The sequence below is a fragment of the Rudanella paleaurantiibacter genome, from assembly GCF_009184635.1.
Classification (GTDB): domain Bacteria; phylum Bacteroidota; class Bacteroidia; order Cytophagales; family Spirosomataceae; genus Rudanella; species Rudanella paleaurantiibacter.
This window is the reverse complement of record NZ_WELI01000021.1, coordinates 26,646-38,284: the sequence shown is the minus strand read 5'-3', so window position 1 is coordinate 38,284 and position 11,639 is coordinate 26,646. Positions and strand designations below refer to the sequence as shown.

13 protein-coding genes are annotated in these 11,639 nt (G+C 56.4%); 10 read left to right on the top strand and 3 right to left on the bottom strand.

Features of this window, described 5'->3' with window-relative positions; translation table 11 throughout:
* Positions 1–86 (top strand): integrase core domain-containing protein (locus F5984_RS27075; protein ID WP_152124452.1); only part of this gene is annotated, 86 nt, incomplete at its 5' end.
* Between the two features lie 188 nt (positions 87–274).
* Positions 275–1,240 (top strand): MBL fold metallo-hydrolase, encoded by a 966-nt coding sequence (locus F5984_RS25940; RefSeq protein ID WP_152127246.1) that lies wholly within the window; start codon positions 275–277, stop codon positions 1,238–1,240.
* A gap of 117 nt (positions 1,241–1,357) precedes the next feature.
* On the opposite strand, the gene F5984_RS25935 is transcribed toward F5984_RS25940, so the two are convergent.
* Positions 1,358–3,808 (bottom strand): S9 family peptidase, encoded by a 2,451-nt coding sequence (locus F5984_RS25935; protein WP_152127244.1) that lies wholly within the window; start codon positions 3,806–3,808, stop codon positions 1,358–1,360.
* A 304-nt stretch (positions 3,809–4,112) separates the two neighbouring features.
* Between F5984_RS25935 and F5984_RS25930 the strand changes: the two genes are divergently transcribed.
* From F5984_RS25930 to F5984_RS25915, 4 genes are all read left to right on the top strand, one after another.
* Positions 4,113–4,400, top strand: a complete 288-nt coding sequence (locus F5984_RS25930; RefSeq protein ID WP_152127242.1) for a YciI family protein — start codon at positions 4,113–4,115, stop codon at positions 4,398–4,400.
* Between the two features lie 165 nt (positions 4,401–4,565).
* Positions 4,566–5,309, top strand: coding sequence for a putative periplasmic lipoprotein (locus F5984_RS25925; RefSeq protein WP_152127240.1), 744 nt, complete (start codon positions 4,566–4,568; stop codon positions 5,307–5,309).
* 38 nt (positions 5,310–5,347) lie between these two features.
* Positions 5,348–6,022 carry a hexitol phosphatase HxpB gene (gene hxpB, locus F5984_RS25920; RefSeq protein WP_152127239.1) on the top strand — a complete coding sequence of 225 codons (675 nt, stop codon included), beginning with the start codon at positions 5,348–5,350 and terminating at the stop codon, positions 6,020–6,022.
* A 21-nt stretch (positions 6,023–6,043) separates the two neighbouring features.
* On the top strand, positions 6,044–6,856 hold the full coding sequence (locus F5984_RS25915; RefSeq protein ID WP_152127237.1) for a PhzF family phenazine biosynthesis protein: 813 nt from the start codon (positions 6,044–6,046) through the stop codon (positions 6,854–6,856).
* Positions 6,857–7,199: 343 nt separating this feature from the next.
* Here F5984_RS25915 and F5984_RS25910 read toward each other — a convergent pair whose 3' ends face one another.
* Together F5984_RS25910 and F5984_RS25905 are read right to left on the bottom strand one after the other, a co-directional pair.
* Positions 7,200–8,414 carry an N-acetylmuramoyl-L-alanine amidase family protein gene (locus F5984_RS25910; RefSeq protein ID WP_152127235.1) on the bottom strand — a complete coding sequence of 405 codons (1,215 nt, stop codon included), beginning with the start codon at positions 8,412–8,414 and terminating at the stop codon, positions 7,200–7,202.
* Between the two features lie 129 nt (positions 8,415–8,543).
* A complete protein-coding gene (locus F5984_RS25905) occupies positions 8,544–8,963 on the bottom strand; it encodes a DoxX family protein (protein WP_152127233.1) in 420 nt (139 codons plus the stop codon).
* Positions 8,964–9,122: 159 nt separating this feature from the next.
* Between F5984_RS25905 and F5984_RS26660 the strand changes: the two genes are divergently transcribed.
* The 4 genes from F5984_RS26660 to hemW are packed head-to-tail and all read left to right on the top strand — an operon-like array spanning position 9,123 to position 11,583.
* Positions 9,123–9,275 carry a hypothetical protein gene (locus F5984_RS26660; protein WP_185155650.1) on the top strand — a complete coding sequence of 51 codons (153 nt, stop codon included), beginning with the start codon at positions 9,123–9,125 and terminating at the stop codon, positions 9,273–9,275.
* A 13-nt stretch (positions 9,276–9,288) separates the two neighbouring features.
* Positions 9,289–9,747: a GNAT family N-acetyltransferase gene (locus F5984_RS25900; protein ID WP_152127231.1), complete on the top strand. Its 459-nt coding sequence runs from the start codon at positions 9,289–9,291 to the stop codon at positions 9,745–9,747.
* 51 nt (positions 9,748–9,798) lie between these two features.
* Entirely contained in the window at positions 9,799–10,458 is a 660-nt protein-coding gene (locus F5984_RS25895; RefSeq protein WP_152127229.1) for a Rossmann-fold NAD(P)-binding domain-containing protein, read from the top strand.
* A 9-nt stretch (positions 10,459–10,467) separates the two neighbouring features.
* The gene (gene hemW / locus F5984_RS25890; RefSeq protein ID WP_152127227.1) at positions 10,468–11,583 is read left to right on the top strand and encodes a radical SAM family heme chaperone HemW; all 1,116 of its coding nucleotides are present in this window, start codon (positions 10,468–10,470) and stop codon (positions 11,581–11,583) included.
* The last annotated feature ends 56 nt before the right edge of the window (positions 11,584–11,639 follow it).

The following is an 11,639-nucleotide window of genomic DNA, read 5'->3' as shown; positions in this document are numbered from 1 at the left end:
ATGAATGGTTGGTCGAATACAACACGGAACGCCCTCACCAGGCCTTGAGGTTCATGACACCTGTCGAGTACCGACAGGCGGCTTAAACTCCAGTGCAAACTGGCTCACGAAAGGGGGCAAAGACAAAGTCAATCCAAACCTGCAAGGTCTCAAAGACCTTACAGGTTTAAAACCTCGCTAAGTCGATTTAATGAAACCTTGCAAAACCCCAGCAGTTGAGTAGAGAACCGGCGCACTGACTAAACGGGCCGGTTCAAATCAAACCTCAACTGTTATGGAAATACAAACCACCGAAATGGTTACCCGAAAGGCTACGCCTTACGATGTGACCTACGACGTGTTTGGCATTAAAACACTGTTTGTAAACGTATTTTTCATTGGCGAACCCGGCCCCGGCAACCCCTGGGTACTGGTGGATGCCGGCCTACCCGGCTATGCCGACACCATCCGGCAGGAAGCCGAAAAACTCTATGGTCCTAATCCCAACGGTGGCCCCTGCAAACCGCAAGCCATTGTCCTAACTCACGGCCACGGCGACCACGTGGGCTCGCTGAAAACACTGCTGAAAGAATGGGGTGATGTGCCGGTGTACACGCACCGGCTCGAGATGCCTTTCCTGACCGGCAAGTCGAGCTACCCACCACCCGACCCGGCCATCGGGGGCGGGGGTATGGCGTACCTCTCCTGGGTGTTTCCACTCGGCCCCATCGACATTAGCCAGCAGGTACGTACCATTACCGACGATGGCCATATCGACGACCTGCCCGGTTGGCGGGCCATCCATACTCCCGGTCACGCTCCGGGGCATATTTCGCTGTTCCGCGATAGCGACCGCACCCTGATTGCAGGCGATGCCTTTATCACTACCAACCAGAATGCCCTGACGGCTGTAGCCACGCAAGCCCTGGAAGTGCAGGGGCCACCGGCTTACTTCACTATCAATTGGGACGACGCCCGGCAATCAGTGAAAAAGCTGGCCGATCTGGTCCCGCTGACGGCAGGCACAGGGCACGGCATTTCCATCCGGGGCCTCGACCTTACGCTGGAACTGAGCCGCTTAGTTGACCATTTTGACCAGCGCTCCATACCCTCACGGGGGCGGTACGTGAAGGAGCCCGCCATTACCGACGAAAACGGGATTGTGTCGATGCCCACGCCCACCTCGTACCACGTAGCGCGGGGCATGGCGCTGGGTGCCGTAATTGCGGCAGGGCTGTATTTTATATTGCGGAGACGGTAACGATTAGGAGAGAAAAGCGGCAAGGGGGCGTAACAACTCAGATGAGTCTTGTTACGCCCCCTTGCCGCTTCGTACGCAAAAAAGCAATTCAATTTGAGCGTCTTAGAAGCATCTACGCTACAACCGTTCTTCGAACAGTTTCAGAATTCGCTTGTACTCATCCATCCAACTGGTGGGCTCCACAAAACCGTGGTCTTCCATCGGGTACGAAGCCAATTCCCAGTTTTCTTTCTTCAGCTCAATGAGCCGCTGGGCTAACCGGACGGCATCCTGATAGTGCACATTCACATCGACCATGCCGTGGCAGATGAGCAAATGCCCCTTGAGGCCATCCGCAAAGTAAATCGGCGACGACCGGCGGTACGCCAACGAGTCGGTCTGGGGCTCGTTGAGAATATTAGCTGTGTAACCGTGGTTGTAGGCCGCCCAATCGGTCACGGGACGCAGGGCCGCGCCAGCCGCAAACGTGCCGGGCGTGGTAAACATGGCCATCAAGGTGATAAAACCACCGTACGACCCACCGTAAATACCAATCCGGTTGGCCTCAACACCGTGGTTCTTAACAAGCCAGGCAGCCGCATCGACGTGGTCGGTCAGGTCTTTGCCACCCATGTGCCGGTAAATGCCCGTGCGCCAGTCGCGGCCGTAGCCTGCACTCGCCCGGTAGTCAATGTCGAGTACCGTGTACCCCTTATCGACCAGGAGGTTATGAAACATATACTCCCGGAAGTACTGGCTCCACCACTTGTGCGCATTTTGTAGGTACCCGGCCCCGTGCACAAAAACCACGGCCTTCCCATTGGCTTTTACATCGCCCGATGGTTTGTAGAGCCGGGCATAGATAGCCTGCCCATCGCGGGCCGGAATAGTCACAACCTGCGGGTCGCGCCAGGGGTACGCCTTAAACTCGGCCGTGGGCGAATCGGTCAGTTGAACCGGCGCACCGCTCACCGAAGCCTCTACCGGTTTCGCTTTCGCATTTTTCTTGTTGCTCGCTGCCACTACCGACTGTTGAGGTTGAAAATACAGTTCCCAGGGGCGGTTGGTGTACGAATGCCGAATGACCATATTGCGCTCATCGGGCGAGAGGGTCACATCGTTGGCTCCGGTCATGGTGGTCAGTTTCTCGCGCGGGCCGCCGGTTACAGCCATCCGGTACAGGTGTTGCTCACCGGGGTGTACCTCATTGGTGGTCAGGAAGAAAAACTTTTTATCTTTCGACAGGCTCACCTGCTGTACCTCAAACCGACCCGAAGTCAACTGCTTACGCTCACCCGTGGTCAGGTTTACCGTGTACAGATGCGAATAGCCATCGGCCTCCGACTGGAAATAAATCGTTTGCCCATCAGCCAGAAAACCGAGCGTACCCGGATTCGGGCCAAACCCAATGTTGGGGCCACCCACCCAGGCATCGTCGTGTTGGCGGTCAATCAGCTTGAGCGTACGCGTAGCCGGGTCGAGCTGCATAATCCAGCGGTCTTTGTTGTCCTGCGCCCGCAACACCAGCACGGCATACCGGTTGGTGGCCTGTGGCGACCACAGTACGTTTGAGATCGTCACCGAGCGCAGGGCTGCCCGTTTGCTCGTGTCCGGCTTAGCTGCCGTGGCCGCCCCACCCGTGAAGTTGATGCGGTCAGTAATGCCGGGCACCGACCGCAGCGAAACCGCCTGTACCGTGTCGCGGTCAACGTCGTACACAAACAACTCGTACGACGCCAGCGGAGCCCCCACTTTCGTACGGGCGGGCAGGTCTTCGGTAAAACCCGACTCGGTTACGTAGCTGGGTACCACGGTACTTTTGGCGCCCGCAGCCGCTTTGGCGAGTGTGAATGTCACAAACTTACCATCGGGGCTCAGTTGCGGACTCATGAGTGTCCGGCCTTCAGTGTAAAACTGTTTGGGCCGCTTGGGCGTATCGGCCTTGTCGATTTTCTCGGCCTCGTCGCGCTTTTCTTTCCGCTCACGCAACACATCAAACAGACCCAGTTGCTCTTTTTTCAACAACGCTTCCTGCGTGTTGGGCTTGGCTTCCGCGCGTTTGGTGCCGGGGTCAAAATAGGTAATCTGCGTCAGCTCGCCGTTGCTCAGAGCCATCCGAAACAGGTTGCCCCCACGCGCAAACACCACCGAACGCTCATCGCCCGAAAACTGCGGGTTCGCTTCCCGCTCTACGGTATTGGTCAGCTGCCGGGTCTGGTAGGTTCGGCAATCAACCAGAAACAGGTCGCCATTTTTGTCGTACAGTTTCTGGCTCCGGTCGCGGTTATAAACACCGGGTCCCGAGGGCAGGCTCCGGCGCTCGGCGGGGCTTACCTTCTGCGGCTTGCGGTCGCCCGCGAGCACCACCTTGTAAAGCGAATCGCCTTTGGCTTTTTCGGGGTTCCAGTTGAAATAGACCGTTTTGCCATCTTCGGCCCAGAAAACACCCGAGGGCGCAGTACCAACCCAATTTTTGGGGTCCTGCATGATTTTCTCGACGGTCAGACGGGACGATGAAGCGGCCGGTTGCGGTTGGGCAAATGCCGGGAATGCTATTACCGCAATGGCTAAGTAGTACAGACGGAGCATTGTTGTTATGAAGAAGCTATAAAAGGCCCAAATTAGGAAGAAAACCCCGAATCTGATGTCCATTCGGGGGTAAGACAAGTTCAGTACGGCGGGGGTTCTCGAAAATTTTCTGACCGCCCGGCGGCCCGGAGGATTACAGGATAAACAGAACAGGATTTTCCTGAGCCTGAATCCATCCTGTTTGTCCTGCCATCCTCCGGGCCGCCCGGCGGTCAGAGAAAGAAACTTGTCTTACACCCCATTCGGGCAAGGTCACCCAAAAGCGCGACAATCGTATTATCTTGGTGCCCAAAACAGCTACGCAATGCTTTACGTTGTACACGCCTACGATGGCACCGACGAACAGGCGCTCGACCGCCGGATGGCCGTCCGCCCGAACCATTTTGACGGAGTCCGTAAACTGAAAGAGATGGGTCATTACGTCGTGGGTGGAGCCCTGCTCAGCCCCGAGGGTCAAATGATTGGCTCTATGATGCTCCTCGATTTCGAGACCGAAGCCCAGCTTCAGGACTGGCTATCGTGGGAGCCTTACGTACAGGGCAAGGTTTGGGAGAAAATTGACATCAAGCCCTTCCGACAGGCTCAACTCTGAAACGACCGGCTGCCCCCCCTAACCCCCTCCTGAAAAGCAGGAGGGGTAACTTAACAGACACCCATCTGTCGTTTACCTGTACGCTTGAGTTGGTCAATATTAACCTTTCGTCTTTCCCTCCTCCAACTAAGGCGGGGGTAATCCCTACGTAACCTGACTACTTCCTTGAAACATCTTTCCTTTTTTCTGTGCCTGGCCCTGCTGACGGCCTGCCAATCGAAACCCGACAATACCGGGGAGACCACCGATTCAACGTCTGTAATCGACGACGATACCCTTGCCACTACCCTCTCTACCGAAGGGCCGCAGGCATCGCCCGACAACTTTGTGCTTATTCCGGGCGAACAGGCGGGCGTTGTCCGGGCCAATACTTCCGAGAGCCAACTCATCCAGATTCTGGGGGCCGAGAACGTCACCAAAGGTGATACCGTTTGGGGAGCCGAGGGTGATTTTTACATCGGAACGACGCTTTTTAAAGGTACCCCCGACCAAGCCCAGATTATCTGGAAAGATGAGCAGCACACCCGCCCCGAAATGGTCCTGATTGAAGCCGCTGCCGCCGAGGTCGATAAGGCGGTGCCGGCTGCCAGCGCCAGCCGATGGGCTACCCCCGAGGGGCTACGCATTGGCAGTACCCTAAAAGAAGTAGAGAAACTGAACGGGAAAGCGTTTAGTCTGTACGGATTCGACTGGGACTACGGCGGCAACGTGTCGAGCTGGCAAACCGGAAAGCTACAGGACCCGGATGGTAAGGTGTACCTAAATGTGCAATTTGCAACCGGGGCCCTTTCGCCTGCGCAGGAACAAAGCTACCAAACCGTGTCGGGCGATGGTGAGTTTTCGTCGGCCAACCCGGTTATGCAGGGGCTAAACCCCACCGTGCAGCACATAAGCCTCTCGTTCCGGTAAATGCGCCCACGCAAATTCAGGTCATTTTTACATTTTGCATGATACAAGCAGCCATATTTGATATGGATGGCCTTCTAGTGGACTCAGAACCCCACTGGCGCGCCGTCGAAATTGACATTTTTGCCACAGTCGGCCTTCACCTGACCGAAGACGAATGCAAACGTACCACCGGCTTGCCCACCGATGCCGTAGCCGAGTACTGGTTTGAGCGTCGGCCCTGGGATGAGACTATCCGCACGCGGGCCGAAATCGGTGAGGCTATCCTCGAAGGGGCCCACCGTCAGATTGGCCTCCGGGCCGAACCTATGCCGGGTGCCGTCGAGATTCTTCGTTTCTTCCACGACCGGGGCATTCCAACGGCCATTGCGTCGGCCTCCCCCATGAACCTGATCGAGGTTGTTATCGACCGGTTGGGCATTCGGTCGCTACTGAAAACCTGGCATTCGGCCACGCTCGAAGCTCGCAACAAGCCCGCACCCGACGTGTACCTCGGTGCAGCCCGCAAACTGGGCGTAACGCCAACGCATTGCCTCGCTTTCGAGGACTCGGGCAACGGGTTAAAATCAGCGCACGGGGCCAATATGATTACCGTGGCGGTCCCCGCTCTTTTTGAGGCCGAAGACCCTAAATTTGCGATTGCCAATCTGATTATTCCGTCGTTACTGGCTTTCGACGAGCCTGCTTTTCAATCGCTGGAAGCCGCCATTCCCTAAAACCCTTTTCTACCGAACCGAATGCGTCTTTACCAACTCGATGCCTTTACCGACCGGCTTTTTGCCGGAAATCCAGCCGCGGTATGCCCACTCACCGAGTGGCTGCCCGACGAGACTATGCAGCAGATTGCGGCCGAAAACAATCTGGCCGAAACGGCTTTTTACACCCACAACCCCGCTACGGGCCGCTACCACATTCGCTGGTTTACGCCCACCGTCGAGGTCGACCTGTGCGGCCATGCTACGCTGGCAACCGCCCACGTTATTTTCTCGCTGGAGCCTTTTGCGGGCAATACCGACAAAATTTATCTGGATTCGCGCAGTGGCGAACTGAACGTATGCCGTCAGGGCGACTGGCTCGTGCTCGACTTCCCCGCCGATACCATTCAGCGGGCCAATGTGCAGCCCCCAGCCCTGCTGAGCGGTCTCGAACAACGGCCGCTCGAGATTTACAAAGGCAAGTCAGATTACCTGCTGGTGTACGGCTCGCAGGCCGAAATCGAGAGCCTCAACCCCAATTTCCGCGAACTGGCCTCAGTACCGGCACGGGGCGTCATTGTTACGGCTCCGGGCGACGGTTCGCCCGGCGAATCAGGGGTGGATTTTGTGTCGCGGTTCTTTGCACCGCAATCGGGCGTCGATGAGGACCCCGTCACGGGCTCGGCTCACACGACCCTTATTCCGTATTGGGCCGAACGGCTCGGCAAAACCGAGCTTACCGCCCGCCAAATTTCGCGCCGGGGCGGCTACCTCCGTTGCAAACACAACGGCGAACGGGTCGATATTGCCGGACAGGTGAAGCTGTACATGACCGCCGATATTCACGTTGGGTAATGACCACGCAGCGATGTCATCTCTCCAAACGAGATGACATCGTTGCGTGACAAAAAGTAAAATCAGTTTCGAAATCCATCCCTGATTTTCGGCATCAAGTACAGGATTGGTATCAGCATCATTAGACCCAATACAAGTGCCCTCGCAACGACTGGTATCTCCAACAAGGCTTGTACATGGGTAAAAACATAGGCTACCAATGCCAAATCTACCCAAAGCAGCACCCTAAGCAGTTTCGTAAACGATTTCATTATTCTTCTCGCGTTTACAGTGAGTGTCATGGACAGTTGCAGCCAGCAGTGTCTAAAACATAATTCGCTTTGAGAGATGACATCTGAATAACTCAGCGAATCCCCTTTCGGATACCAGTCGCAATGGCCCGCGCCATACGTTTGCGGAAGCGCGGGTCAACAATGAGTTGCTCATCCGCCGGATTACTCAAAAATGGGCCCTCCACCAGCACATTCGGGTACTCGGTGGGCGTATTGAAAAAGAAGTTAAAGTGCCCCACGTTGCCAAACTCGGGCATTTTCTCACCTGAAACGCCGGTTTTTACCCGTAACAATTCCCGCAGCATCACCTGACTCAGCGACCGGAACCCCAGGTGCTTATAGTACGTACTCATGCCCCGTACCGCCCGGCTACCCGACGCATTGAAGTGAATACTCACCAACAGGTCGGGCATGAGTTGCCGCATAGCCCGGAGCCGGGCCGTAGGACCAATGTTGGTATCAGCGTCGCGGGTCATGATTACCCGCGCTCCTTTGCGGGTGAGCAGGTCGCGTACCTGCCGGGCCACGTCGAGGGTCAGGTCTTTTTCGAGCACGCCTGTTTCCAGCCCCCGCGCCCCGGTATTGCTACCACCGTGTCCGGCATCAACAGCAACCGTCAGACCGCGCAACCGGGGCTTCGCAGGCCCCCGCCGAACCCGCATGGTCAGGGTATTTTTGGCATAAACCAGGCTGTACCCCCAACTGCGTGGCTTTTTCAGGGTCACATGCACGCGCAGAATCTCGTCGGCAACCTGCTCAAACCACACATCCCGAATCACCCCGGCCGATTCACGTTGGGTTATCCAGTTGGTGTTGCTGGTCACGCCAAACAGGTCAACAATAAGGTGCCCATCGGCCAGAAGCTGCCCCCGGTACGGCAGCCGCGCCGGTAGCCGAATCGCCAATATATCGTTGCCGGGCAACGCTTTGCCGGGCAAGATGGCATCGCCCGAAACGGTCCAGTTACCCGTTAGGCCACCGGTTGGGTAGCGGGCTGTGGTATCGATACGAACCTGCTCGACCGGCACAAACCCCGACAGCGACGGGGCCAACCGAACCCGCCAGAACCGACCCGATGAGTCGAGCCCGGTTAGGTTGAGTACCACGGCCGAATCGAGGGTTTCCATCCGCGCCCCGCCCAGCCGGTCGGTGCCGAGGCCGTAGTAAAGTGGCGTCAATTCGGAGCGGGTAAAGCCGGTCAGCAGGGTGTCGCGTACGGCGGGGGTTTGCGCCCAAAGAAAGGCCGGCAATAGACTCAGGCACAAGCCCGTAATCAATGTTTTCATGAAGTAAATCTCACTGCTGGCCATTAGATGTTAGACATTAGACGTTAGACCTCCATCTATAAAAGTAGTAAGTCTAATGTCCAGTGTCTGAAGTCCGAATGTCCAGTGCTGAAAAAGTAAATAAAGCGTTTAGCGATGGCCCAACCGGGCGTCGATGGCGTATGAACCGGCCCCGTTGAAAGCTAAAAACAAGTTGACAACCAGCAGATTGGCCGATGGGTAAGAGTTCTGATACGTGTCGGCCGTGAACACGTGGGCCAGCAGGAGCGCCACCAAAAAGTTAAACGCCAGTACCAGAGCCACCGGGCGGGTCCAAAGGCCGAGCATCAACAAAAGTCCGCCCACAAACTCGCTGTAGGCCGACACATACGCCCCCGGCACCGGAAACGGAAACCCAAGCGTAGTGAGGTAGTTGGTAAATTCGGTTAGTTTGGCGGAGTCGCTTACGTAAGGCCACGACGATAGCACCAGTTGCAGGCCGAATGCCAGCCGAAGCAGCAACACACCAAACTCGCGAAACCGTGATAACGAATAGAGAGAAGAGAGCATACCGTACAAGATTAGGGGCTTTCGGGCGTTTACGACTCGGTTTTATGAACAAAGTCGTACAAATTTAGAAACAGTCTAAACTAAAAAGGATCTCTATTACGTTCATGGAGTACATACGACCCCGAATAAACATCCGGGCCGTTCGCGTAAACATCATCCATGACCGAAGACATTTGCCCTTCTGCTACACCGGGGCCGTTTGCCGGGCGTCACGTTGCCGAAAACCGGCTGGCGGGCGTCGACTGTGTCCTGAAAAAATGCTGCAAGAAATACAAGAAAGGTAAACGATGTAAGAAGTGCCCCGACCGGTAGGTTATTTTGCGCCATGACACCACGCTACGAATGGCACACCGACCCGTTGGCCCCTCTGCTTCGGGCCGAACTCGTACAACTTATCGCCCGGATTTTTGGCGGCCAATTGCCCGAAGAGGCCGCTGCCGAGCTGGATTACCAACAGGCGCGTACCCCGCTTTTGATCGGGCTGGCGTTTGATGGCCCGGCGCTCATTGGCTACAAAATCGGGTATGAGCGTAAACCAGGGCATTTTTACAGTTGGCTCGGAGGGGTACTGCCGACCTACCGGGGGCAAGGCATTGCCTCCGCCCTCATGACGGGGCAGCACGACTGGTGCCGCCAACGGGGCTACCACACCCTGCGCACCCAAACCTACAACCAATGGCGTTCAATGCTAATCCTGAACCTGCGGCATGGATTCGACATTGTAGGAACGGTGCAGGGTACACGTGGATTGACGATTGTGCTGGAAAAGAAGCTCGTTCATTAACTGAATAGTGGTTGTCAATGTGTACATTTGAGTAACAACCCACTGTTCATCATGAAACTGAAAGCTATTATCACCGGTGCTACGGGCATGGTTGGCGAAGGTGTTCTGCACGAATGCCTGCTCCACCCCGACGTTGAGCACATTCTGGTCGTCGGGCGAAAAGCCTGCGGGGTGGGCCACCCCAAATTGAAGGAATTACTGGTGCCCGACTTTTTCGATCTCTCGGCCGTCGAAGCCGATCTGAGCGGCTACAACGCCTGTTTCTTCTGTCTCGGCACCTCGTCGCTCGGCATGAGCGAACACGATTTTTACAAAGTCACCTACACGCTTACCCTCAACTTTGCCCAAACCCTGAGCACACTGAATCCCGACATGACGTTCTGCTACGTGTCGGGGGCCGGCACCGATAGTACCGAAAAAGGCCGCACCATGTGGGCCCGCGTGAAAGGCAAAACCGAAAATGACCTGATGAAACTCCCGTTCCGGCAGGTGTACAACTTCCGACCGGGCTACATTCAACCCACCGAAGGGCTCAAAAACACCCTCCCCTACTACAAATACCTAAGCTGGCTTTACCCGGCATTTCGGGTGCTGTTTGCCAGCTACGTATGCAGCCTGAAAGAGATAGGACTGGCCATGATTCACTGCGCCGGAAACGGGCAGCAAAAAACGGTTGTTGAGGTAAAAGGGATCAAAGCCCTCGCGGGTTAATCGTAACGAATGCATCTGTACCTCCATATCCCGTTTTGCAAGCAGGCCTGCCACTACTGCGATTTTCATTTCAGCACCAACCTGAGCCGAAAAGATGCAATGGTGGAGGCTATCCGAACCGAAATCCGCCTGCAAGCGGCCTATTTACCCTCCTCCGAACTCCAAACTGTGTATTTCGGCGGGGGGACTCCCTCGCTGCTGACCGAAGCCGAACTGGCCCGGCTGTTCGACACGATTCATGCGCAATTTGCCGTGGCCCCCGATGCCGAAATTACGCTCGAAGCGAATCCCGACGACCTGACACCCGCCAAACTAACCATGCTCCGGCGGTATGTGAACCGGCTCAGTATTGGCATTCAAACGTTCAGCGAGGAGGCCCTGCGCTGGATGAACCGCGCTCACAATGCCACCGAAGCCGAGCAATGCGTGCGGCTGGCCCGCGAGGCCGGTTTCGATAACCTCAGCATTGACCTGATTTACGGGATTCCGCTTTTCAGCGTCTGGCAATACGACCTCGACCGCGCCCTGTCGCTCAATGTGCCGCACCTGTCGGCGTATGCACTTACGATTGAGCCCGACACGGCCTTTGGCCGCTGGACACAAAAAGGTAAACTCCCCGCCCTCGACGAAGGCCTGGCTGCTGACCATTTCGAGCAGCTCACCCAAACCCTCGCGGGGGCAGGTTACGAGCATTACGAGATTTCGAATTTTGCCCGGCCCGGCCATTACGCCCGGCACAACACGGCCTACTGGCAGCAACGTCCCTACCTGGGCGTGGGGCCGAGTGCGCACTCGTACAACGGCCATAGCCGACAGTTCAACGTGGCCAACAACGCGCTGTATCTGCGGGCCCTCGAAGCCGGTGAGCTACCCGCCGAAACCGAAGTACTGACGCCCGCCGACCGGGTCAACGAGTATCTGCTGACGGGCCTGCGTACCCAATGGGGCTGCTCACTGACCGAACTGAGCCAACTTGCAGGAGGGGATTTTGAGCAACAACAGGCCTCGGCCCTAGGCGAGTTGTACCGGCAACAATGGCTGCAAAACACCGACGGCTTTCTCCGGCTCACCCCGGCAGGCAAACTCTTTGCCGACCGGGTAGCGGCCACCCTGTTTGTAGATTAGCTCATTTTCTGGCTCAGATACAGCTTTTTTTAGCATTTTCGCGTTTATGCTGCACC